Below are 25,745 nucleotides of genomic sequence, written 5' to 3'. Positions count from 1 at the left end.
TTTCCTTGATAATTATTGAAAGCACAGTCAAAATGGAGATATTACATATATTTCTAGAAGGGGTAAATGCGATGATGGATGTTATGGAACGCAATAATGTGAAGATAATTGGAAAAGGGAAGCAGCCGATACTTTTTGCGCATGGATTTGGTTGCGACCAAAATATGTGGCGCTATATTACGCCAGCTTTTGAGGAGCATTATCAAATTATTTTGTTTGATTATGTTGGTTCAGGTAATTCAGATTTAAACGCTTATCAATCCGAAAAATATCAGTCTCTCCAAGGGTACAAGCAGGATGTTTTAGACATCATTGAGACTCTTGGACTGCAACAAGTCATTTTTATTGGTCATTCGATTAGTTCAATGATTGGTTTGCTTGCATCCATTGAACGCCCTGATTATTTTGAAAAACTAATTATGATTGGCCCTTCGCCACGGTATTTAAATGATGGAAATGGCTATGTTGGTGGATTTGAGCTGAGTGATATTACAGAAATATTAGAAATGATGGAAATGAATTTTTCAGGCTGGGCTAGCTTTCTAGCGCCGATTGCCATGAATAATCCTGATTCTCCAAAACTAACAATAGAGCTTGAACAGACTTTTAAATCTGCTAACCCAGTTATTGCAAGGGAGTTTGCCGAAGTAACGTTCTTATCAGATCATCGAGGCGACTTAATAAAGGCTAGTGTTCCTATTTTAATTATGCAATGTTCGGATGATAGTATAGTTCCAATTGAGGTTGGTGAATATTTGCACAACCATTTAAAAGCAAGCACGTTTCGATTGATGACTGCAAAAGGTCATTATCCTCATATTAGTCACCCAGAGGAAACGATTCAGTTAATTACACAATTTCTGTAATGGAATATGAAAGGATTATGAATAATTCATGGATAAACGATTGAACTATGCACCTTGTGGATTTATTGCCATTACGCATGATGGAATGATGATAGAGGTGAATCAAACCTTTCTGGAGTGGATGGGTTATGAACGGGTGGATTTATTACACCAGCATATTGAATTGCTAATGTCCAAGCCGAATAAGATGATTTTTCATTCTTATTTTTACCCAACTATAAATCTTAACGATCGTGTAGAAGAACTGTTTATCAGTTTAAAACATTGCAATGGTACAGCTGTTCCTTTTCTATTGAATGGCAGGAAGTATTTGGTGGGAGAGACTGAATGGATTGATTGTATTTTAGTACCGATGAAAAAGCGCATTGATTATGAGTTAGAATTACGCTCAGCGAAAAAGCAACTAGAGGCTGCTTATTTAGAAAAGGATCAGGCTTTAGCTAAATTAGAGCAACTGCATTTGGAAATTGGGAAAAAACAAGATGAGCTATTAAACATCAACGCTACATTAGTAGAACTATCCGTTACTGATAAGCTAACAGGATTGAAAAACAGAAGATTTTTTCAAGAGCAGCTTGAGGAGCAGCTAGCTATATTTCACGAATCAGCAAAACCATTCTCTCTTTTAATTTTAGATATCGATCATTTTAAAAAGGTAAATGACACATTCGGACATCAAGTAGGTGATGAAGTCCTTGCCCAATTGGCACAAATTTTAAATGCCCAAGCTCGTCAAGGTGATGTAGTTGCTCGTTTTGGCGGGGAGGAATTTGTCATCATTTTACCTGAAACAGATGTGACTGCTTCGTGGACTATTGCCGAGCAATTACGTCAAGCTGTTGAACAGGCACAGTGGCAAACTGGTAGCATCACAATCAGTATCGGTATTGCAACAGTAACTGAAGAGGATACCGATTTGACGATTTTGAAAAAGGCTGATAAAGCTTTGTATGTTTCGAAGGAGAATGGAAGAAATAGAGTAAGCACTTTTGAGTGCCAGACACCCAAACAATTCTGACAATTGCCTACATTTTGCTGGACTATGTAATTTGTTGTTTTCTACTGTATAATAATGAACAGTAAATAGGAAAAAGGCGGTACGAAAGACGATGAAGAGAATAGAATCTACGCAAAATGCGTTAGTGAAATATTGGAAAAAATTAGCGACTACGCGAAAAGAGCGTGAGCGTTCAGGTGAGTTTTTAGTTGAAGGCTTCCATTTAGTAGAAGAAGCGTTGAAAAATAGTGGTCAAGTGCTACAGCTAATTGTGCGTGAGGGCGTTGATTTACCAATGCTATGGCCAATTGATGATGTCGCAATGGTAGAAGTGACAGCAGCTGTAGCAAAGGAATTTGCAGAGACTGAGACATCACAAGGAGTCTTTGCAGTTTGTAAGCAGATGACGGTAGAGCAAGATGTGATGGTTTCTTGGCGCAAGGTTCTTCTAATCGATGCTGTACAAGATCCAGGAAACATTGGAACAATGATTCGAACAGCGGATGCAGCTGGTTTAGATGCGGTTATACTTGGCAATGGCTGTGCAGATCTTTATAACCCGAAAACATTGCGTTCTGCGCAAGGATCACATTTTCATATTCCAGTGATTCGTGGAGAAATAGAAGATTGGATTGATATGCTTCAGGAAAATGGTGTGCCTGTATTTGGAACAGCACTTGATGAGGATGCTGTCGTTTATAATGATATTCAGCATACGGGTGCTTTTGCTATTATGATGGGGAATGAAGGCAGTGGCATTAATCCGCAGTTATTAGCAATGACGGATCAAAATATCATTATTCCTATTTTTGGACAAGCAGAATCATTAAATGTCGCAGTTGCAACAGGTATTGTTTTATATGGATTTGTAAAATAAGTATTGTCTTACACATATTAGACAAGTCGATATCGCCGATAAAACGCTGGCAATCGCCGATAAAACTACGGCAATTGATCATAACACAGCAGCAAGCGCCGATAAATCAAATCATATTGCAACAAGGAACAGATGCCCCTTGCTTTGAAGCGGCGTAATAATGTATAATCACATTTAAATTGTAATTAAGTATATTGAAATGCTTTGACCGGGAAGTAGTAAAGATTGTGAATGGACGACAGGGAGCGTAGGCCAGAGATTGAGAGCCAGCGCCGAACCAATGCAATTTTGAATTCGGCCTGCGAGCAGCTACCGGGACCAGCAAGTGAAAATGGCTGTAAAGGTATGCCGGCTTCAATCGAGTCGTTATGTCAATGAAGTGATTGTGCGGAGTTAATCGTGCAATAACTAGGGTGGTACCGCGAATATGTCCTCGTCCCTTTTTTGGGGGCGAGGTTTTTTTGTGCCATTTGTGCAGGCGGGCACTTATATGAACAAGGAGGTTTTACACATGGAAGAGCAATTAAAGCAATTAGAGCAAGAAGCGCTAGCGAAAATTGAAGCAGCAGCAAATTTAAAAGAATTAAATGATGTGCGTGTCGCTTATTTAGGGAAAAAGGGGCCAATTACAGATTTATTAAAAGGCATGGGGAAACTATCGGCTGAGGAACGTCCGAAAATGGGTGCTTTAGTTAACACAGTTCGTGAAAATGTCACTGTGGTGCTAGAAACAAAAGTAACTGTTTTAGAAGAAGCAGCTATTGCTGAAAAATTAGCAAGTGAGTCGATTGATGTTACATTACCTGGCCGTGATATTAAAGTAGGTAACCGTCACCCATTAACACGTGTTATCGAAGAAATTGAAGATTTATTTATCGGTATGGGTTACGAAATTGCTGAAGGACCAGAAGTAGAAAAGGATTACTATAACTTTGAAGCTTTAAACTTACCAAAAGGTCACCCTGCACGTGATATGCAGGACTCGTTCTATATTTCCGAGGAAATATTATTACGTACTCATACATCACCAGTACAGGCTCGCACAATGGAAGCAAAAAAAGGCGAATCCATTCGTATAATTTGTCCAGGGAAGGTATTCCGTCGTGATAATGATGACGCAACACACTCTCACCAATTCATGCAAATTGAAGGTTTAGTAATTGGCGAAAATATTCGTATGAGCGACCTTAAAGGAACGTTAGATACGTTAGCGAAAAAAATGTTCGGTGCTGATCGTGAAATTCGTTTACGCCCAAGCTTCTTCCCATTCACAGAGCCTTCTGTAGAGATGGACATTTCTTGCTTCAAATGCGGTGGCTCAGGCTGTAACGTATGTAAAGGCACAGGTTGGATCGAAATTTTAGGTGCGGGTATGGTACATCCAAATGTGCTTGAAATGGCTGGTTATGATCCGAAGAAAGTTTCTGGTTTCGCATTTGGTATTGGTGCAGAACGTATTGCTATGTTGAAATATGGTGTCGACGATATTCGTCATTTCTATACAAGTGATACACGTTTCTTATCACAATTCGAGCGAACAGAGGCGTAAGGGGGACTATAAATGTTAGTATCATTAGAATGGTTAAAAGATTATGTAAGTACACAGGACTTAGCGCCTGAAGATTTAGCAGAAAAAATTACACGCTCTGGCATAGAAGTAGACGCAGTTATTGACCGTGCTAGCGGTATGGATAAAGTCGTTGTCGGTTATGTTGTGTCAAAAGAGAAGCACCCTGAAGCCGATAAATTAAACATTTGCCAAGTAGATGTTGGGGAAGCGGAACCACAACAGATTATTTGTGGAGCGCCAAACGTAGATGCAGGTCAAAAAGTAATCGTTGCTCGTCCTGGTGCACATTTACCAGGTGGCATTAAAATTAAAAAAGCAAAGCTTCGTGGGCACGAATCAAACGGTATGATTTGTTCATTGCAAGAGCTTGGTATTGAAGGTAAGTTAGTACCGAAAGCTTATGCTGAAGGCATTTATGTGTTACCAGCAGATGCAGAGGTGGGTTCTGATGCACTAGCGGTTTTAGGTCTTCGTGATACTGTGCTTGAGCTTGGCTTAACACCAAACCGCTCCGATGCGCTTTCAATGTTAGGGGTAGCTTATGAGGTTGGTGCAATTCTTTCCGAAGAAGTAAAGTACCCAGAAATCGCTTATAATACATCTTCTGAAAAGGCAGGGGACTTATTAAAGCTTCGAGTGGAAGATCTACAAGCAAACCCAATGTACGTAGCGAAAGTTGTGAAAAACGTTAAAATTGCAGAATCACCAATGTGGTTACAGCACCGCTTAATGGCAGCTGGAGTACGTCCTCACAACAATGTAGTCGATGTGACAAACTATATTTTAATGGAATATGGTCAACCACTTCATGCATTTGACTATGATAGCTTAGCAACAGGTGAAATTGTTGTTCGTAAAGCAACAGAAGGTGAAAAAATCACGACTTTAGATGACCAAGAACGTACATTAAAGGCGACTGATTTAGTGATTACGAATGGCAAAGAGCCAGTAGCGATTGCAGGTGTAATGGGTGGAGCAAACTCTGAGGTAACAGAATCTACAACAACTGTTGTTATTGAATCTGCCTATTTCGATGGCTTAACAGTGCGCCAAACTTCACGTAATCTAGGTCTTCGCTCGGATGCATCAGCTCGTTTTGAAAAAGGCGTTGATCCAAACCGAGTGCTTCCTGCAGCAGAACGTGCAGCAGCGTTACTTGCTGAGTTAGCTGGCGGTGAAGTGTTAGAGGGTACGTGTATCGTAGATGAATTAGATAAAACACCAGCACGTGTTGTTGTCTCTCCAGACTTTATTAACGAACGTCTTGGCATGAAAATCTCATTAGAAGATATGCTTTCGATTTTAGAGCGTTTGAAATTTGGTGTAGAAGCAGCGAATGGCTTATTAATTATCGATGCTCCAACACGTCGTCAAGATATTAAAATTGAAGAAGATATCGTTGAAGAAATTGCACGTTTATATGGTTACGATGAAATTCCAATGACTTTACCAGAAGGTGCTAACCAAGTTGGGACATTGACAGCTTACCAAGCAAATCGTCGTGTAGTGCGTAACTTTATGGAAGGCGCAGGACTTTATCAAGCTGTCACTTATTCTTTAACATCTGCAGCACTATCACAACGCTTTGCACTAAAAGCAGAGCCTGTAACGCGTTTATTAATGCCGATGAGTGAAGATCGTTCAACACTACGTCAAAGCTTAATTCCACATTTAATTGAAGCAGCAGCATATAACGTTGCGCGTAAAGCCGATAGTGTAGCATTATACGAAGTTGGTTCTGTCTTCCTTGGTCAAACAGAAGAGGGGCTACCGTTTGAAGAAGAGCATGTTGCAGCTGTTTTAACAGGTAAATGGTTAGATCATGCTTGGCAAGGCGAGAAAAAGGAAGTAGATTTCTTCGTATTAAAAGGGATTATCGAGGGCGTAATTGGTAAGCTTGGTTTAGCAGATCGTATTACATTTGTTAAATCAGAAGTAGCTGGTTTACATCCTGGACGTACAGCTAGCATCTTATTAGATGGAGAACAAGTTGGTATTATCGGTGGCTTACATCCTGCAGAACAAAAAACATGGGGTGTAAAAGATACGTACGTAATGGAAATGAATTTAGTAGCATTACTTCATGCAAATGCAAGTGAAGCACCACTTGGTTATAAACCAGTTCCTCGTTTCCCAGCTATGTCTCGAGATATCGCATTAGTTATGGACCGTGCAACAGCAGCGGGTGAAGTAATTACCGCTATTCGTTCAGCAGGCGTAAAGCTGTTGAAGGATATTCGTGTGTTCGATGTCTACGAAGGTGAAAAAATGGAGGCAGGTAAAAAATCTGTTGCCTTCTCATTAACATATTTCGATCCAGAACGAACATTAACAGATGACGAAGTTGTTGCAGCACATAACAAAGTGTTAAAAGCAATCGCCACAATTGAAGGAACAGAAGTACGTTAATTTATACTAATTTAACAAGCTGTCTTGAAATTAGAGACAGCTCAGAGTGTCGACAAAAGGCACCAAGAAGTTAACTCTTGGTGCCTTTTGTCTTTTTTATTACCTATTAAGTTAATTGGAGCGGAGGGCTGGCGGCTCCTGCGAGAACGCACGCCACGTAAGTCGCAACAATCCGCACGTTAGCGAGGGCTGCGGCTTACAGTTGCCCGTGGAAAGCGCCAGACCGTAGCGAAATCAATGGCAGTAGTCCTCTATATTTATTTTAGCTTCCGAGCCTTCTCAGTATTCGCAAAATGCCATTTCGTGATAGAACGCAAAAATTCCTCGCCTTGTCCACGCCAAATTCGTGCCGCTAATGCATCAACCTTGCTAGATGCTCCTTTTTGTAACTCTATGCCAGCTAGCTCACTTAGTTGGTCCATTTCCTTTAAGAATGCAGCGCGTGCCAAAATCGAAGCGGTAGCGACTGAAACATGTAATTGTTCTGCTTTCGTTGAAAAAAGTACATCATCTCTAACAATTTCCCGCTCATTTTTTAAGTAATTGTAATAGACCCCGCGCTCTGCGAACTGATCAATTAATATATGTGCAGGCTTTTCAGGGGCCATTTTTGACAATGTATTGCCGAGCGCCTTATTATGCATCATTGCTTTCATTTTGCCCTGAGAGTAACCTTTTGCTTGTAATACATTATATTTTTCATTGCGTAATACGAGTACGCTATGGATACATGCCGCGCGTAAATCTGGAGCTATTTTTCGCATATAGTCATCAGTAAGCATTTTAGAATCTTTAACGCCGAGCTCATTTATTAGTTCGATTTTTGAAGAAGGAACGTAAACTGCCGCGACTGTTATAGGCCCAAAATAATCGCCTGTCCCTGTTTCATCGGAGCCTAACACAGACATTGAAGCAAAGCCCTCGGGAAGCGTATCTCCTTTTGCTCCAACAGGTGAGGACTTTTGGGTTGTTGTTACCCCAGGGGAACCCCATCTTGCCGCTTCTCGCTCAGCGCCCCCTCCTTGAAACATACATTTCCCCGATTTGTACATCGTAATAGCTGTATCAGGAAGTTTTGCGGCGAATACGACACCTGGTGCTTTTCGCTCCACATAATAACTTGCGTAATAAGACATCACCTCTTTTTGTGCATTTGTTGAAATTAAAAGTACAATATTTGACATTTAACCGTTCCTTTCTATCCTCATTGTTCACAATTTTATACCTTTCATGTTATGATAATATATAGCTTTTTTGTGTGGACGTTGCTCATTACTGTCAAAATCGTGAGCAAAATGATTTTATTGGAGGGTGCGACTATGGAAAATCAAGAAAAGAATAAAATTTCTGTGGAAATATATGGTCATACATATAAAATGGTCGGCTCCGAATCCATTGGACACATGCGACTTGTCGCTTCTATTGTTGATGACCGTATGCGCGAAATGAATTTACATAATCCCTCACTTGATAGCACAAAGCTTGCCGTCCTTACAGCTGTAAATACGGTGCACGATTATTTACTCTTAAAAGAGCAAATAGAATTACTAGAAGAAGAATTGAAAAAATTAAAGGGTTGAAGTGAATGCTAGATTTAATCATATTAGTAGTTCTATTAGTTGGACTACTAGTGGGGGCAAAACGTGGCTTCATTGTACAAATGATGCATATTGTCAGCTTTGTCGTTGCCCTAATTGTTGCGTATATTTATTATAAGCCATTAGCACAGAAATTTGTGTTTTGGGTGCCATATCCAGGTGTTACGGATTCGGGAAGCCTCGGGGTTGTCATTGACAGCTTAGATTTAGACCGCACGTTTTACCGTGTTATTGCATTTGCGGTTATATTCTTTGCTGTGAAAATTACAATGCAAATTGTGGCATCTATTTTTGATTTTATTGCCTATCTACCGGTGCTTAATACAGTAAACCGTTGGCTTGGTGCACTGCTTGGCATGATTGAAAATTATTTAATTTTGTTTATTGTGTTGTATGTTTTGGCATTAGTACCGATTGATTTGGTGCAAAATTTAATGTCGAAGTCGTTCTTATCAGGCCTCATTTTGGAGCATACGCCGATTATTACAAAGATGTTCCAAAATTGGTGGTATATTTATCTCCATGCTTCATAAAATTTGGCGTCTACGCATGGAAAACTGAATGTGGTGTTCACTTGTTTGTCCGTAGAAATCCGCTTAAATGGCGAAGTTGCTGTTAAGGGCACAGCTATTTTGTGCGCAGAGCCGTAATGAATAGGCAATAGTAATCGATGCACTTCTCTCGGACTAGAGGGAAGTGTTTTTACGATAGGAGGAATTCTAAATGAACAAAAAAACAATTATTCGTACACTAGAGAAAATTGCATTATATATGGAGTTACAAGGTGAAAATCCGTTTAAGGTATCCGCCTTCCGAAAGGCCGCTGCTGCACTTGAAGGAGACGAACGCTCCCTAAGTGAAATGGAAGATGTGACAAAGCTTAAGGGAATCGGTAAAGGCACAGCTGCTGTTATTGAAGACCTAATTGAGACAGGAGAATCAAGTCTCTTAAAAGAATTACAAGATATCGTGCCAAAAGGCTTACTGCCACTATTGAAGTTGCCAGGTTTAGGCGGCAAAAAAATTGCCAAGCTTCACCAAGAGTTAGGCATTGACTCTGCAGAAAGCTTACAGGCTGCATGTGAGGCTGGTAAAGTGCGCGAGCTAGCGGGCTTTGCAGCGAAAACTGAAGAAAAAATTTTAAAGGAGCTTGCTAACTTTGCCAATCGTTCGGAACGTTTGCCAATTTGGCTGCTAGAGCCTGTTGTTTTACAAATTGAAGCACTTCTCGGTAGTATGGAGGAAGTGGCACGTTTTTCAGTAGCTGGAAGCTTCCGTCGTGCCTCAGAAACGAGTAAAGATATTGATTTTATCGTTGTAACTGAAGCGGTTGAGGTAGTCCGTGAAAAGTTATTGAGTGAACTTGCAATTCAGGAAGTCGTAGCTGCAGGTGATACAAAGATTTCAGTTATTTTAGATTTAGATGAACCGATAAGTGTTGATTTTCGATTAGTGAAGGATGTTGAGTATGCAACAGCCTTGCACCATTTTACTGGTTCAAAAGATCATAATGTTCGTATGCGTCAACTTGCAAAAGCACGTGGGGAGAAAATTAGTGAATATGGTGTAGAGCAAGCAGATGGCTCAGTACTGACATTTGAGGATGAGGCGGCATTTTTTGAACATTTTGATATGCCATTTATTCCACCTAGCTTACGAACGGGGTCGACTGAGTTTGATCGCCAAAGTGAAGTAAAGGATTTAGTAAAGCTAGAGGATATTGTGGCAGATTTGCATATGCATACGACATGGTCAGATGGTGCATACTCCGTTGCCGAAATGGGAGATGCATTAATGTCACGTAGTTATCACTATGGCGTTATTACCGATCACTCACAGTATTTAAAAGTGGCGAATGGTTTAACACCTGCACGTTTAGAGAAGCAACGAGTGGAGATTGATGCATTTAACGAAGCACATCCAGACTTTTATTTATATGCGGGAACAGAGATGGATATTTTACCGGATGGTTCGTTAGATTTTGATGACGAAGTACTAAAAAATTTAGATTTCGTAATAGCCTCTATTCACTCGAGTTTTACACAATCACAGGATAAAATTATGGCGCGTTTGCACACGGCAATGCAAAATCCGTATGTTCATATGATTGCCCATCCAACAGGTCGCATTATTGAGGATCGTGCAGGTTATAATCCAGATATAGCACAGCTAATTGAATGGGCGAAGGAATATGGTAAAATTTTAGAGTTAAACGCAAATCCATATCGTTTAGATTTATGTGTTGAGCACTTAGAAATGGCTGTTGCAGCAGGTGTCCCTGTAGCGATAAATACCGATGCTCATGATACCGCTCATTTACGTTTTATGGATATAGGTGTGCGCTATGCAAATAAGGCATGGCTGAAAAAAGATATGATTGTCAACACATGGACGCGTGAACAGTTTGAGGCGTTCATTCGACGAAATAAATAGGTTGAGGAGGTGTTCTCAGTGATCGCAAACCGCGCATTGAAAACACTAGAATATGATAAGGTACGTCAACAAGTGGCTACATACTGTACTTCTTCAATCGGCAAATCAGCCATTGATGAGCTTGTACCACAAACAGACTATGAAAAAGTAGTTCAGTTGTTAGAAGAGATGGATGAAGGGCTATCCATTTTACGTGTAAAAGGTAATGTGCCAATGGGTGGAATTTTCGATGTTCGACCTGCTGCAAGACGTGCCCAAATCGGCGGGATGCTTTCAGCGATGGAATTAATGGAAGTATCAAGTACGATTCGAGCTAGTCGTATTCTTCGCAATTTCCTTGAGGATTTAGAGTCCGAAGAAATTATTGAAATTCCTCATTTCATTACTAAAAAAGAAATGATGCCTGTACTAACGGGATTACAGCATGAAATAAATAACTGTATTGACGATAACGGCGCTGTTTTAGATTCAGCAAGCCAAACATTACGATCTATCCGTCAATCTCTGCGTGCTGAAGAGGCTAAAGTGCGTTCGAAACTAGAAAGCTTAACTCGAGGTAGTAATGCGTCAAAAATGCTTTCAGATGCCATTGTTACGATTCGTAACGACCGATATGTAATTCCAGTTAAACAAGAATATCGTCATCATTATGGTGGAATTGTGCATGATCAATCATCATCTGGCCAAACATTATTTATCGAACCAGATTCAGTTGTACAAGCAAATAATGAAATACACCGACTTAAAATGAAAGAGCAGACGGAGATTGATCGTATTTTGCTTGCTTTAAGTGCGATGGTGGAGGAAGTTGCACCAGATTTATTTAACTTAGTGAAAATATTAGGTGAAATTGATGTCATTTTAGCAAAGGGCAAATACGGCCAAGCCAATAAATGCACGATGCCAAAAATGAACAAGGACGGTTATATCCGACTTGTACGAGCGCGTCATCCACTTTTACCTATTGAAACTGCGGTTGCTAATGACATCGAATTCGGGAGAGACATTACAGCAATTGTAATTACAGGACCAAACACTGGTGGTAAGACCGTTACGTTAAAAACAGTAGGTCTTTGTACGTTAATGGCGCAGGCAGGCTTACCAGTGCCAGCATTAGATGGTTCAGAGCTAGCAGTATTTGAGCAGCTTTTTGCTGATATCGGTGATGAACAATCAATTGAACAATCGCTTTCTACATTTTCATCTCATATGGTAAACATTGTCGACATTTTAAAGCAGTTTGATCACGAATCACTCGTGTTATTTGACGAATTAGGTGCAGGAACAGATCCACAAGAAGGTGCTGCCTTAGCTATTTCGATTTTGGATGAAGTGCATGGTCGCGGCGCACGTGTCATGGCAACGACGCACTATCCTGAATTAAAAGCATATGGTTATAATCGTCCTGGTGTTGCCAATGCAAGCGTAGAATTCGATATTGAAACTTTAAGTCCGACATATCGCTTACTCATTGGTGTGCCTGGTCGTTCTAATGCATTTGAAATTTCTAGTCGTCTTGGCTTACCAGAGTCCATTATCGATCGTGCTAAAAGCTTCACAGGTACGGACCGTCATGAGGTGGAGTCTATGATTGCTTCCTTAGAAGAAACGAGACGCCAATCAGAGGACGATGCCGAGCGCTCCCATGACTTACTATTAGAGTCTGAGGCACTTCGCAAAGAGCTACAAGACAAGCTTCAAGCATATGAAGATCGCAAAGAAGCACTCGATAAAAAAGCGAAAGAAAAAGCACGTAAAATTGTGGATGATGCAAAAAGAGAAGCAGAAACAATTATTACAGAGCTGCGCGAAATGCGTAAAAATGCTAATCAAGTAGTGAAAGAGCATGAGCTTATTGAGGCACGTAAACGTTTAGAAGAAGCGACACCACTTGAGCATAACAAAGTATTGAAAAAAGCAGCGCAAGTTAAGGCGCGTGCACAAAACTTGGTTGTCGGTGATGAGGTAAAGGTGTTAAGCTATGGTCAACGAGGTACTTTACTTGAAAAAGTATCTGATGCTGAATGGGTTGTACAAATGGGCATTTTAAAGATGAAAATTGCCGATACAGATATAGAATACATTAAACCTGAGAAAGAGCCTGTACAACGAGTTTCTGGTGTGAAAAATCGAGATAGCCATGTGAAATTAGAGTTAGATTTACGTGGGGAGCGCTATGAGGATGCGATTATTCGCACTGAAAAATATATAGACGATGCGCTGCTTTCAAACTATGGTCGAGTGTCGATTATTCACGGCGTTGGGACAGGGGCATTGCGTCAGGGCATACAAAGTTACCTGAAAAAACATAAACGGGTGAAATCCTTCCGTTTTGGAGAAACAGGCGAAGGTGGATTTGGCGTTACTGTTGTGGAATTGAAATAAGCTGTAAAGGGGACGGAGAAAATGCTAAATTCTAGCTTTTGGCGATATCCAATTATCGAAACGGCAGGATATTTTAGTGTTGTTGTGTTATGTTTAGTCGTCTCGATGGCATTGTTCGAAGTCGTTACGAAATATAAAAATTGGGAAGAAATAAAAAATGGTAATGTAGCTGTTGCGCTTGCAACCGGCGGTAAAATATTAGGGATTTGCAATATTTTCCGTTATTCGATTGCTCGCCATAGTACACTGAGTGAAATGATTGGGTGGGGACTATTTGGTTTTACGTTACTAATTGTGGCCTATTTCTTATTTGAATTTATGACGCCACGCTTTAACGTGGATCAGGAAATTGCCAATGATAATCGCTCAGTAGGCTTTATTTCCTTTACGATTTCAGTCGGTCTATCGTTCGTTATTGGGGCAAGTATTGCATAGGAGTGTTATGAGATGGAAAAATTAGCGAAAGTTCTAATCATAGTCTGCATCGCATTTTTGGCAGTCGGTATTTACTATATGTTTACCGTATAATTTTTTAATGTAGCCTCAATAATATGAGGGAATGTCTAGCTGTAGAGAAACTTGGAATTCAAGGTTCTCTACAGTTTTTTTGTATCGAAAACGTGAAGCACTAATAGAGAAAATCTATTTTCTTTACAAAATGATAGAAATACTTTTGAAGAAAATTATTTTTTTAATATAGAAATAGGGAGCGCATCAATTGTATAAAAAACGAAACAATGAATGAACATTCATAAGGGGAGTCGACTTTAAACCTTTATGTGGTAGTTATATAAATGTTGTAAAACGCATAATAATTAATCGAAAATACATTTATTTTCTATTTTGTGTTTGAAAGTACATTTCTTTTTCATTATAATTAAATTAAGAATTTACAAAGTTTGGGACAAAGGGGAGAGGACGTATGACAGCAAAACCATGGCTAGCAAATTATCCTGAAGAAATACCACCGTCTTTAACGTTTGAGGAAATTCCTGTGCAAGAGTTTTTAACACGTGCCTATAAAAAGAAACCATCTAAAGTGGCAATTCATTTTATGGGTAAGGATTTGACGTACACCGAGTTATATGAGTCTGCACTTAAGTTCGCGAACTATTTACAAGCACTTGGTGTAGAAAAGGGAGATCGGGTGGCAATTATGTTACCAAACACGCCACAAAGTGTAATCGCTTACTATGGGGCGATGTATGCTGGAGCGGTCGTAGTACAAACAAATCCACTTTATACTGAACGTGAATTGCAATATCAATTGACGGATTCAGGTGCGAAGGTCATTTTAGTAATGGATATTTTATATCCGCGCGTGATGAAAATCATGAAAGAAACAGCGCTTGAAAATGTCATTGTAACAGCGATCAAAGACTACTTACCATTCCCAAAAAACTTAGTATATCCATTTATTCAAAAAAAGCAGTACGGCTTTAGTGTGAAAGTTGAGCATAGCGGGCAAAATCATTTATTTACAGAAATTATGAAGTCCTCACCTGTAAAAATGATTGAAATGCCATTTGATTTCGAAGAAGATCTTGCATTACTTCAGTATACAGGCGGGACGACAGGGTATCCGAAAGGTGTTATGTTAACGCATAAAAACTTAATTGCCAATACGACAATGTGTGACGCCTGGATGTATAAATGTGTCCACGGCGAGGAAACGATTATGGGTGTGCTTCCATTTTTCCATGTTTATGGGATGACAACAGTCATGCTACTATCGGTGTTCACTCAAAATAGAATGGTGCTATTACCGAAGTTTGATGCAGAAACAGCTTTGAAAACGATTGATAAGCAAAAGCCAACATTGTTCCCTGGTGCTCCGACATTATATATTGGTTTATTAAATCATCCGGATATTGCGAAATATGATTTATCGTCTATTAAAGCATGCCTAAGTGGCTCGGCTTCATTGCCTGTAGAAGTACAGGAGCGATTTGAGGCAGTAACAGGTGGGAAGCTTGTCGAAGGTTATGGGTTAACCGAAACCTCTCCAGTAACGCATGCAACACCAATTTGGGGTAACCGTGTCATAGGTTCAGTAGGTTTACCATGGCCGAATACGGATTCTGTCATTTTACGTACAGGGGATACTGAACAACTTGCTGTTGGTGAAGTAGGCGAAATTGCTGTTAAAGGTCCGCAAGTGATGAAGGGCTATTGGAATCGTCCAGAGGATACAGCTGCGACTTTTGCAGATGGTTGGTTCTTAACGGGTGATCTTGGGTATATGGATGAAAAAGGTTTCTTCTATGTAGTTGACCGGAAGAAAGATTTAATTATAGCGGGTGGCTTTAATATTTATCCTCGTGAAGTCGAAGAAGTATTATATGAGCGGGAAGAAATTCAAGAATGCGTAGTAGCAGGCATTCCAGATCCGTATCGAGGAGAAACAGTAAAAGCTTATATTGTTGTAAAAGAAGGATATTCGATTACTGAAGACGAATTAAATAAATACTGTCGTCAGCACTTAGCTGCTTTTAAAGTGCCACGCTTTTATGAATTCCGAGATGAGTTACCAAAAACAGCAGTCGGAAAAATTCTACGTCGTACTTTAGTGGAAGAAGAAAAAACAAAAATGGCGAATAAAGAAGCAAAATAACTACGTGGTAAAGTATTGACAAGCGCCAATGTAAAATATAATATGAAAATATGAATGAATAACCATTCATATTTTCATATTTTTTTGTTTCTTTAAAACCACGCCATGTTAATCATGAAGAACCGGTTCAAAAATTTGTTTCGAAACTTCAGCGTTTAGAATTACACAGTGTGTCACATATTGGCAAATTATTTATTTTAACGATTAGTCAATTATGTCACAAAATATAATTAGGTGTGCGTATGTTTTTTGTAGGTGGTGATTTAAAAATGAAGCGAGATAAGCCAAAATATAAGCAAATTATTGATGCAGCTGTTTTCGTTATTGCAGAAAATGGTTATCACCAAGCGCAAGTATCGAAGATTGCAAAACAAGCAGGAGTAGCCGATGGAACAATCTATTTATATTTTAAAAATAAAGAAGATATATTAATTTCTGTCTTTAATGAAAAAATGGCTGTTTTTGTAGAGTCATTACAAGATATAATAGAAAATGGGAGTACGTCGAAAGACAAACTTTCACGGATGATTGAAAATCATTTTAGTGTTCTAGCTACAGATCGATCACTTGCGACCGTTACACAATTAGAACTTCGACAATCAAATAAAGATTTGCGACAAAAGATCAATGGTGTATTAAGAGATTATTTACAACTGCTTGATCAAATTTTAATTGAAGGTATGGTTTCTGGTGAGTTCAATCAAACGATGGACGTTCGCTTAGCGCGTCAAATGGTATTTGGAACAATTGACGAAACTATTACGTCTTGGGTTATGAATGACTATCGATATGATTTGATAGAACAGGTTCCGAAAGTTCAGGCATTAATCCTGAACGGCATTAAAGCTTAAAAGGATGTGGAGAAATGGAATTTCTAAGTTGGAAAGTAGAAGATGGAGTAGCGATTATTACGATTGCACGTCCTCCAGCAAACGCATTATCTCGCGGAATCATTGCAGAAGTAAATGCTGTGCTAGATGCCGTAGAAAACGATGACGCAGTACGTGTCCTTGTACTTCATGGCGAAGGCCGTTTCTTCTCAGCAGGTGCAGATATTAAAGAATTTACAGAAGTTGACTCTGGGGAAGAGTTTACGAAGCTTGCAGGTCATGGTCAACAAGTATTTGAACGCGTTGAGTCGTTCCCTAAGCCAGTAATCGCTGCAATTCATGGTGCCGCACTTGGCGGTGGTCTAGAATTAGCTATGAGCTGTCATTTGCGCTTTGTAACAGAATCTGCGAAATTAGGATTGCCTGAACTACAACTAGGTCTTATTCCAGGTTTCGGTGGCACACAACGTTTACCACGTTATGTTGGGGTAGCTAAAGCAGCAGAAATGATGTTTACAAGTGATCCTATTTCCGGTACAGAAGCAGTGCAATGGGGACTAGCAAACCGTGCTTTTACAGATGAAGTATTACTTGATGAAACACTAAAGGTAGCGAAAAAGATTGCGAAGAAGAGTCCAATTGCATTAAAAGAAGCGATTCAAGCATTACAATATGCGAAACATGCTTCATTTTATGAAGGTATTCAAGCAGAAGCTAAATCATTTGGTACAGTATTTGTATCAGAAGATGCTAAAGAAGGAATTCAAGCATTTATTGAAAAACGCGAGCCTGTGTTTACTGGCAAATAGTTTTCCATCAGTGTTGTTAACCACTTAAGGGGAGTTTATCAACTCTGAAAATATATAATATTTACAAGTTTACTTGGGAATTTAAAAAACGTTGCAGGGGGTATGAAATATGAACATTTTTGCATTAATTAAACGTACGTTTGATACAGAAGAAAAAATCGTTGTGTCGGGTGGTAAAATCCAAGAGGACGGCGCTGAATTCATTATTAATCCTTATGATGAGTATGCAATTGAAGAAGCAATTCAAGTTCGTGATGCAGCTGGTGGTAAAGTAACAGTTGTTACAATCGGTGGCGAGGATGCAGAAAAGCAATTGCGTACAGCATTAGCAATGGGTGCAGATGAAGCGGTTCTTATTAATACAGAAGATGATTTAGATGAATTAGATCAAAATGCAGCTGCATTCATTTTAGCTGAGTACTTAAAAGATAAAGATGCTGACTTGATTTTAACAGGAAATGTGGCTATTGACGGTGGTTCAGGTCAAGTAGGTCCACGTGTTGCAGATTTATTAGGCATCAACTATGTTACAACAATTACAAACCTTGAAATCGATGGCACATCTGCAAAAATCGTGCGCGATATCGAGGGTGATTCAGAAGTGATTGAAACGTCTTTACCACTTTTAGTAACTGCTCAACAAGGTCTAAATGAGCCACGTTACCCATCTTTACCAGGCATTATGAAAGCGAAGAAGAAACCGCTTGCAGAGCTTGAATTAGATGATTTAGATATCGATGAAGATGATGTTGAAGTAAAAGTAGAAACAGTCGACATTTACTTACCAGCTCAAAAAGCAGCAGGTCGTATTTTACAAGGCGAACTTTCTGAGCAAGCAAAAGAGCTAGTCAACCTACTTCATTCAGAAGCGAAAGTTGTTTAAGTGTTAGCGCAAATCGAATCTTAAAGGGTAACGGAGGGAATATACTATGTCAAAAAAAGTATTAGTATTAGGTGAAGTTCGTGAAGGAAGCTTACGTAATGTATCTTTCGAGGCAATTGCAGCAGCAAAACAAATCGCTGATGGTGGCGAGGTTGTTGGCGTACTTTTAGGGGACGCGGTTGCAGGATTAACAGGTCCATTATTCGAGTATGGTGCAGATCGTGTTGTGACGGTGGAACATCCACATTTAAAACAATATACATCAGATGGCTATGGACAAGCTTTATTAGCTGTTATCGAGCAAGAACAGCCAACGGGCATTGTGTTTGGTCATACTGCAAATGGTAAAGATTTATCTCCAAAAATTGCGAGTAAATTACAAGCAGGTCTTGTTTCTGACGTAACGTCGATTGAAGGTGCTGGTGACGATGTAGTATTCATTCGTCCAATCTTCTCTGGTAAAGCTTTTGAAAAGGTAAAAGTAAAAGAGGGCATTGTGTTAGCTTCAATTCGCCCGAACAATATTGCACCTTTAGAAAAAGCTGCGGGTAAATCAGGTGATGTATCTTCTGTCACTGTAGATATTACAAACTTACGTTCAATCATTAAAGAGGTTGTACGTAAATCTTCAGAAGGTGTAGATCTTTCAGAAGCAAAAGTAGTTGTAGCTGGTGGTCGTGGTGTTAAATCAGAGGAAGGCTTTGAACCATTAAAGGAATTAGCTGATTTACTTGGCGGTGCAGTTGGTGCATCTCGTGGTGCATGTGATGCTGAGTACTGTGATTATTCTTTACAAATCGGTCAAACAGGGAAGGTTGTTACACCAGACCTATACATCGCAGCAGGTATTTCAGGTGCAATTCAACATTTAGCAGGTATGTCTAACTCTAAAGTAATTGTAGCGATTAATAAAGATCCTGAAGCAAATATCTTCAAAGTAGCAGACTACGGTATTGTAGGCGATTTATTTGAAGTGATTCCGCTTCTAATCGAAGAATTTAAAGCATTAAAAGTAAACGCATAACAAACAGAAGCAGGAAGGATTAATCCTTCCTGCTTTTTGTATGGATGAATCTAGCGAAAGGCATTATTTGAAAATTATCGTAAAATAAAATATTGACATAACTAACAGTAAACATTATAGTGGTGAATAATCATTAATTTTTCAATAATATTGTTTTGAAACGCAAAGATTAGGAGTAGTAAAAGCTCATTATTCGGTAAAGAGAGCTGCGGGTTGGTGCAACGCAGTCCAATAAGACTTTGAACTTGCCTAGGAGTGGTAAGATAAATAGAATTGTCGGATTATTCTATTTGTTTGACGATTAACCTTCGTTACAAGGTTTTTAAGTTGGGTTCTTATTGGACCAATTAGAGTGGTACCGCGGTTGCTTATGGCATATCGTCTCTTCTTTCATTTGATTATGAAGGAACAGACGGTATGCCTTTTTTGATTTTAGGAGGTAAGAAAGTGGAAAACAACAATCAACAATTAAAACGAACTATGACCTCGCGCCATATTACAATGATGGCGTTAGGTGGTGCCATTGGTGCTGGATTATTTAAAGGAAGTAGTGCAGCCATTGATATGGCAGGGCCGTCTGTGCTTATTGCGTACTTAGTAGGAGGCATTATTTTATTATTTGTCATGCAAGGTTTAGCCGAAATGGCTGTTCGAAATAAAGAAGCAAGAACGTTCAGGGATTTAGTTGAGTCGGTGTTAGGAAAATACCCTGCATATTTCCTTGATTGGATCTATTGGAAAATGTGGGTTTTAAATATTACAGCAGAATCAGTAGTGGCTGCTATTTTTATTCAATATTGGCTACCTCAATATCCGATTTGGATACTTGCTCTATCTGTTTCAATATTAGTGACAGCCGTTAACCTGTTATCCGTAAAACTATTTGCAGAAACAGAATACTGGCTAGCCATGATTAAAATCACTGTTATTATTGTATTTATTATTGCAGGACTTATTTTATTGTTTGGTACGTTTGGAAATCATACAGCAGTTGGTTTTTCTAACTTAACTGAACACGGAGGCTTTTTCCCTAACGGATCAACGGGGTTAATAGCTGCAATGCTTGTCGTCATTTATTCTTATGGTGGAACAGAAATCATTGGGATTACATTAGCTGAAACAAAAAATCCTGAAAAAGTAGTACCAAAAGCTGTTCGCAGTACATTAGTCCGTATCGTTACGTTCTATCTACTTCCGTTCTTTATTATCGTAAGCTTGATTCCTTGGAATGAAGTAAATGGTGTCCCTGAAAGTCCATTTGTAATGGTATTTAAAATGATCGGAATTCCAGGTGCAGACCATATTATGAATGCTGTTGTTTTACTTGCTATTATTTCTTCAATGAATTCCGGGCTTTATGGATCATCTCGCGTGCTGTATACACAAGCTGTAGACGGTCGTGTTCCTAAAATCTTTGCGCATTTATCTAAACGAAAAGTTCCTGTATATGCTATTTTAATGTGTACGTTAGCTTTATATTTAGGTGTAATCTTTTCTTTATATGCTGGAAGCAAGACTTTCGATTTCTTAATGGGATCGCTTGGCTATACAGTATTATTTATTTGGTTAATTATTGCGATTGCTCATTTAAAATCACGAAAAAAACAATCAGAAAACACAAGCGCATATGAAGTTAAATGGTTTCCATATACAACGTGGATTGCTATTATTGCGTTAAGTGCCATACTCATTGGGATTATTTTTACAACCTCTATTATCGTGACAGGAATTACGTTAGCAATTTACATTTTTATTACGTTAACGTATGTATTTAAAGGCCGACATCAAGTGAATTAATTGGCGTTATTTATTTTCTTGACACTTTTTTCATAAAATATACATTGCAGGCAGATTGTTCGCTCAAGCTATTTTATCCATGCTATACTACAACCATAGTAAGATTTAAGGAGGATTTCAAATGGCAATTGTACATGCAACAGATGCAACGTTTCAAGATGATATTAAAGAAGGCTTAGTATTAGTCGACTTTTGGGCTGCTTGGTGTGGACCATGTAAAATGATTGGACCAGTTCTTGAAGAAATGGACGCTGCAGGTAGTGCGGCTAAAATCGTAAAAGTAGATGTGGATAACAACCAAGGTACTGCAGCACAATACCAAATCATGTCTATCCCTTCATTGCTTTTATTCAAAAACGGTGAATTAGTAGACAAAACTGTTGGTTTCCAACCAAAAGAAGCATTAGAAGCTTTCATCGCTAAACATGCTTAATTCGTAAAATAAAGAGCTGAGCCATCTTTAGATGTGCTTGGCTTTTTTTCGTTATATAATAGATAGAGGAAAATCAATAAACGCTCGTTTTTCAATAAATTTTCTTGTTTTTTGTAACGATGAAAGGCAATAAGAGAATGGTAATGGAATGGCGGTTATTATTAAGACATCAAAAAGGGGGGCAGGTAGGCGATGAATGATTTAATTAAACGAAAGCTTGATATTTTACCAGATCAGCCTGGCTGCTATTTGATGAAGGATCGACAAGGGACAATTATTTATGTAGGTAAGGCAAAGGTGCTTAAAAACCGAGTACGCTCGTATTTTACAGGAACGCATGAAGGAAAAACTCAGCGCCTTGTTGGTGAGATTGAGGATTTTGAGTACATTGTGACTTCTTCTAATTTAGAGGCACTCATTTTAGAGTTGAACCTTATTAAACTACACGATCCTAAATACAATATCATGCTAACGGATGATAAAACGTATCCGTATATAAAAATTACGAATGAAAAATATCCACGGCTTATTACAACACGGAAAGTAAAAAAAGATAAAGCAAAATACTTTGGCCCTTATCCAAATGCGTATGCAGCAAGTGAGACAAAAAAGCTGCTTGATAGACTATACCCACTTCGAAAATGTGTACAATTACCTTCAAAAGTTTGCTTGTATTATCATATGGGACAATGCTTAGCGCCGTGTGTAAAAGAAATTGATGCACAAGTATATCACGATATGATTGAAGATATGACGAAGTTCTTAAATGGTGGAGTAGAGACAGTAAAAAAAGAGCTTGAAGCGAAAATGTTGGCTGCAGCTGAGCAACTAGAATTTGAGCGAGCGAAAGAGTTCCGCGATCAAATTGCACATATTGAAACGGTTATGCAAAAGCAAAAAATTGTGTCCAGTGATACTACGAATCGCGATGTATTCGGTTATGCAGTTGAAAAGGGCTGGATGTGTGTGCAAGTCTTTTTCGTTCGTCAAGGTAAGTTGATTGAACGCGATGTTTCTATCTTCCCTATTTATCAGGATGTTGAGGAAGAATTTTTAACATTTGTTGGCCGCTTTTATGAAAAGCCTGAGCATATTAAGCCTAAGGAAATTTTTATTCCTCAGTCAATTGATGCAGCAATTTTAACGGAATTATTAGAGGTTAAAGTGCTAACGCCGAAGCGAGGACAAAAAAAGGAACTAGTAGATTTGGCCATGAAAAATGCAGAAATTGCTGTGGCGGCAAAATTCCAGCTAATTGAGCGACAGGAAGAGCGAACAATTGGTGCTTGCGAGGCATTGGGTGAAGCAATGGGGATTTCAGCACCTCTTCGCATTGAAGCATTTGATAATAGTCATATGCATGGTGCTGATGCGGTATCAGCAATGGTTGTGTTTATTGATGGTAAACCTGCAAAGAAGGAATATCGTAAATACAAGACACGCACAGCCGCTAAACATGACGATTACGGAGCAATGCAAGAAGTGATACGTCGCCGTTACACGCGTGTATTGAAAGAAGGATTGCCATTGCCTGATTTAGTTCTAATAGATGGCGGTAAAGGACAGATGGAAGTAGCGCGAGAAGTGTTAGAGGATGAGCTTGGTCTTGTTATCCCAATTGCGGGCTTAGCAAAAGATGAAAAGCATAATACATCACAGCTTTTATTTGGAGATCCGCCCGATGTCATTGCATTAAAGCGGACAAGTGACGGGTTTTATTTACTACAGCGTATTCAGGACGAAGTACACCGTTTTGCCATTACATTTTTACGCCAACAGCATGAGAAAAATGCTATTCAATCTGTTCTAGATGGAATTGAAGGTGTTGGTCCAAAGCGCAAGCAACAATTATTGAAGCATTTCGGCTCTGTTAAAAAGATTCGTGAGGCAAGTGAGCTTGCACTTCAAGAAGCGGGAATACCTGCGAACTTAGCGAACAGTATTTACAATTATTTTCAACAACAGACATTGTCAAAGGATTAGACATATGCTAAGGTTGTCATAGAACAAAGAAGTGAAAACACTATCTTGTTCTATTACACCTTGTATGAATGTTTATGTGAGCAATGCATAAAAAGGAAGTATTTTCATAAAGGGAAAATTAATAAATTCACTATTTTAAGTGATGATAGAGGTGCAAGATTCAATAGTAGCACATTGAAGGATGGACAAATCCAGTGACAATTTGTGAAAGGGGAGCTTGCCGAAGTGAAGTATCGTTGTTTCCGATACTTTGCTGGTTTTGCATTTAATAGATGTAAGACTGTCGAATCTTTACGTTTCGGAGAGCTATCACACATGCGCAAGCTTTTTATTGTACATGTTGCAGGCAGCTTTCACGTTATGTGAGGGCTGCCTTTTTGCTGTTCTAGAGACGAATTGATAAAAGGAGAATGATGAAAATGGCGAGTATTGTATTGAAATTTGGCGGACCTGCAATAGCTTCAACTGAGCAGATTCGAGAGGTCGCTAAAATAGCGATAGCCAAAAAAGAGCTTGGCTATGAAGTAGTAGTGGTGACTGCAGCAATGGGTCGCACAGCTAAAGACTTAGCGAAGATGGGACGTGATTTATCAGACGATGCTTCTAAACGTGAGATGGATGTACTACTATCAACGACCTCACAATTAGCAAGTGCCCTTTTTGCAATTGCTTTACAAGAGGAAGGCTATGATGCAGTTTCATTGACTGGTTGGCAGGCTGGTGTGCATACAGATGCGAAACATTTTAATGCACGTATCGACCATATCGATGTGAGCCGTATGAAAGAACATTTGATACAAGGACAAATTGTCGTTGTTGCGGGGGAGCAAGGCATTAATAGTGCACACAATATAACAACACTTGGTAAGGGTGGAGCCGAAACCACAGCAGTAGCCATTGCAGCCGCATTAGAAGCGGAACGTGTTGACATTTATACAAATGTGGATGGAGTTTATACAGCAGATCCTCGTCATATTGAAAAAGCAAGAAAGTTAAAGGAGATTTCATATGATGAAATGCTTGAACTATCACATTTAGGTTCACATATTTTACATCCACGTGCAGTGGAGCTCGCAAAAAAGTTTCAAATCCCAGTCATTATTCGTTCAAGTGTAGTAGATACAGAAGGTACTTTATTGAAGGAGGAAGTTGAAATGGAGAAAAATTTAATTGTACGTGGTGTTGCTTATGAGTCTGATACCATTCGCCTAACAATCGGTTATGATACATACTCAACTGCATCGTTAGCAGATATGTTTGCTATACTTGCAGACAATCGCATTAATGTTGATATTATTGTGCAAGCTATTATAGAAGGTGTGAGACCATCAGTATCTTTTACAATTTTAAAAGAAGAGTTTGCTGATGCTTTACGTGTACTAGAGGATAGTAAATTGTCACTTGGTTTTAGCTTTGCAGATTTTGAAATTGGCTTAGCGAAAGTTTCAATTATAGGATCAGGCATGGCATCAAATCCTGGCGTTGCTGCACGAATGTTTGACCGTTTACGCCGCGAGGATATTGCAGTAAAAATGGTCAGTACTTCTGAAATTAAAGTTTCTGTTGTTGTACCACAGGACGAAATGATCCGTGCTGCAAACGCATTACATGAGGAGTTTAATTTAGCAGAAGAGATTCCCGTAAACTAAAAGGTAGAAGTTCGCTACGGGCGTACGCTTTCCGCGGGCACATACGTAAGCCGTAACCCTCGCTAACGCGCGGTTTGTTACGTCTTACGTTCCGTGCGTTCCCGCTGGAGTCGTCCACCCTTCGCTCCAATCACCTAATCACATTGCTAAATAAATTCTATTTTATGACCACGAATCCAAAAGTTAGTCTTCTATAAAATAAGTACAGATGACTACTGCGGTTGATTTGCGCTACGGGCGTACGCTTTCCGCGGGCACATACGTAAGCCGTAACCCTCGCTAACGCGCGGTTTGTTACGTCTTACGTTCTGTGCGTTCCAGCTGGAGTCGTCCGTCCTTCGCTCCAATCACCTAATCCCATTGCTAAATAAATTCTATTTTATGACCACAAATTCAAAAGTTAGTCTTCTATAAAATAAATGCAGATGACTACTGCGGTTGATTTGCGCTACGGGCGGACGCTTTCTGCGGGCACATACGTAAGCTGTAACCCTTGCTAGCGTGCGGTTTGTTACGTCTTGCGTTCTGTGCGTTCTGAGCAGGAGTCGTCCGTCCTTCGCTCCAATTCACTAAACGAAGCGGTAGGAA

Annotated in this window: 20 protein-coding genes, 1 riboswitch and 1 other annotated feature; of the genes, 19 read left to right on the top strand and 1 reads right to left on the bottom strand. The window is 39.3% G+C overall.

Features of this window, described 5'->3' with window-relative positions; all coding sequences use genetic code 11:
* Positions 1-71: 71 nt before the first annotated feature.
* The 5 genes from ACIP9G_RS15905 (at position 72) to pheT (ending at position 6,719) form a co-directional block, all read left to right on the top strand.
* Positions 72-866 carry an alpha/beta fold hydrolase gene (locus tag ACIP9G_RS15905; protein ID WP_401020619.1) on the top strand — a complete coding sequence of 265 codons (795 nt, stop codon included), beginning with the start codon at positions 72-74 and terminating at the stop codon, positions 864-866.
* Between the two features lie 28 nt (positions 867-894).
* Positions 895-1,884: a sensor domain-containing diguanylate cyclase gene (locus ACIP9G_RS15900; RefSeq protein WP_401020617.1), complete on the top strand. Its 990-nt coding sequence runs from the start codon at positions 895-897 to the stop codon at positions 1,882-1,884.
* A gap of 91 nt (positions 1,885-1,975) precedes the next feature.
* Positions 1,976-2,740 carry a TrmH family RNA methyltransferase gene (locus ACIP9G_RS15895; RefSeq protein WP_401020616.1) on the top strand — a complete coding sequence of 255 codons (765 nt, stop codon included), beginning with the start codon at positions 1,976-1,978 and terminating at the stop codon, positions 2,738-2,740.
* A gap of 511 nt (positions 2,741-3,251) precedes the next feature.
* On the top strand, positions 3,252-4,289 hold the full coding sequence (gene pheS / locus ACIP9G_RS15890; RefSeq protein ID WP_340823148.1) for a phenylalanine--tRNA ligase subunit alpha: 1,038 nt from the start codon (positions 3,252-3,254) through the stop codon (positions 4,287-4,289).
* Between the two features lie 12 nt (positions 4,290-4,301).
* Positions 4,302-6,719, top strand: coding sequence for a phenylalanine--tRNA ligase subunit beta (gene pheT, locus ACIP9G_RS15885; protein ID WP_401020612.1), 2,418 nt, complete (start codon positions 4,302-4,304; stop codon positions 6,717-6,719).
* Between the two features lie 257 nt (positions 6,720-6,976).
* Here pheT and rnhC read toward each other — a convergent pair whose 3' ends face one another.
* A complete protein-coding gene (gene rnhC, locus ACIP9G_RS15880) occupies positions 6,977-7,903 on the bottom strand; it encodes a ribonuclease HIII (protein ID WP_340823151.1) in 927 nt (308 codons plus the stop codon).
* Positions 7,904-8,038: 135 nt separating this feature from the next.
* On the opposite strand from rnhC, the gene zapA reads away from it, so the two are divergent.
* The 14 genes from zapA to ACIP9G_RS15810 all read left to right on the top strand — a co-directional run bounded on the left by zapA (position 8,039) and on the right by ACIP9G_RS15810 (position 25,157).
* Positions 8,039-8,299 carry a cell division protein ZapA gene (zapA, locus tag ACIP9G_RS15875; RefSeq protein WP_024363855.1) on the top strand — a complete coding sequence of 87 codons (261 nt, stop codon included), beginning with the start codon at positions 8,039-8,041 and terminating at the stop codon, positions 8,297-8,299.
* A 5-nt stretch (positions 8,300-8,304) separates the two neighbouring features.
* Positions 8,305-8,850, top strand: coding sequence for a CvpA family protein (locus tag ACIP9G_RS15870; protein WP_340823152.1), 546 nt, complete (start codon positions 8,305-8,307; stop codon positions 8,848-8,850).
* Positions 8,851-9,040: 190 nt separating this feature from the next.
* Positions 9,041-10,750, top strand: coding sequence for a DNA polymerase/3'-5' exonuclease PolX (polX, locus tag ACIP9G_RS15865; RefSeq protein WP_401020609.1), 1,710 nt, complete (start codon positions 9,041-9,043; stop codon positions 10,748-10,750).
* A gap of 18 nt (positions 10,751-10,768) precedes the next feature.
* Positions 10,769-13,135, top strand: coding sequence for an endonuclease MutS2 (locus tag ACIP9G_RS15860; protein WP_401020607.1), 2,367 nt, complete (start codon positions 10,769-10,771; stop codon positions 13,133-13,135).
* A 21-nt stretch (positions 13,136-13,156) separates the two neighbouring features.
* Entirely contained in the window at positions 13,157-13,570 is a 414-nt protein-coding gene (locus ACIP9G_RS15855; protein ID WP_010860124.1) for a DUF350 domain-containing protein, read from the top strand.
* 487 nt (positions 13,571-14,057) lie between these two features.
* A complete protein-coding gene (locus ACIP9G_RS15850; RefSeq protein WP_401020604.1) occupies positions 14,058-15,749 on the top strand; it encodes an AMP-binding protein in 1,692 nt (563 codons plus the stop codon).
* A gap of 269 nt (positions 15,750-16,018) precedes the next feature.
* Positions 16,019-16,600, top strand: coding sequence for a fatty acid metabolism transcriptional regulator FadR (locus tag ACIP9G_RS15845; RefSeq protein ID WP_172772354.1), 582 nt, complete (start codon positions 16,019-16,021; stop codon positions 16,598-16,600).
* Between the two features lie 14 nt (positions 16,601-16,614).
* Entirely contained in the window at positions 16,615-17,388 is a 774-nt protein-coding gene (locus ACIP9G_RS15840; protein ID WP_401020601.1) for an enoyl-CoA hydratase, read from the top strand.
* 109 nt (positions 17,389-17,497) lie between these two features.
* On the top strand, positions 17,498-18,271 hold the full coding sequence (locus ACIP9G_RS15835) for an electron transfer flavoprotein subunit beta/FixA family protein (protein ID WP_340823162.1): 774 nt from the start codon (positions 17,498-17,500) through the stop codon (positions 18,269-18,271).
* Positions 18,272-18,317: 46 nt separating this feature from the next.
* Positions 18,318-19,295: an electron transfer flavoprotein subunit alpha/FixB family protein gene (locus ACIP9G_RS15830; protein ID WP_340823163.1), complete on the top strand. Its 978-nt coding sequence runs from the start codon at positions 18,318-18,320 to the stop codon at positions 19,293-19,295.
* Positions 19,296-19,451: 156 nt separating this feature from the next.
* Positions 19,452-19,684: a binding site (T-box leader), on the top strand.
* Positions 19,685-19,742: 58 nt separating this feature from the next.
* Complete coding sequence (locus tag ACIP9G_RS15825) at positions 19,743-21,092, top strand: amino acid permease (RefSeq protein WP_340823165.1); 1,350 nt, start codon at positions 19,743-19,745, stop codon at positions 21,090-21,092.
* Between the two features lie 121 nt (positions 21,093-21,213).
* Positions 21,214-21,525: a thioredoxin gene (gene trxA, locus ACIP9G_RS15820; protein WP_024363864.1), complete on the top strand. Its 312-nt coding sequence runs from the start codon at positions 21,214-21,216 to the stop codon at positions 21,523-21,525.
* Between the two features lie 192 nt (positions 21,526-21,717).
* Entirely contained in the window at positions 21,718-23,508 is a 1,791-nt protein-coding gene (uvrC, locus tag ACIP9G_RS15815) for an excinuclease ABC subunit UvrC (protein ID WP_401020596.1), read from the top strand.
* Between the two features lie 138 nt (positions 23,509-23,646).
* Positions 23,647-23,825, top strand: a riboswitch (Lysine riboswitch).
* Between the two features lie 102 nt (positions 23,826-23,927).
* Positions 23,928-25,157: an aspartate kinase gene (locus ACIP9G_RS15810; protein WP_401020594.1), complete on the top strand. Its 1,230-nt coding sequence runs from the start codon at positions 23,928-23,930 to the stop codon at positions 25,155-25,157.
* The last annotated feature ends 588 nt before the right edge of the window (positions 25,158-25,745 follow it).

The organism is Lysinibacillus sp. NPDC093197 (assembly GCF_044754025.1).
In the GTDB taxonomy this organism is placed as follows: domain Bacteria; phylum Bacillota; class Bacilli; order Bacillales_A; family Planococcaceae; genus Lysinibacillus.
The sequence above is the reverse complement of the archived record's forward strand: the minus strand, read 5'-3'. Positions and strand labels throughout refer to the sequence as shown.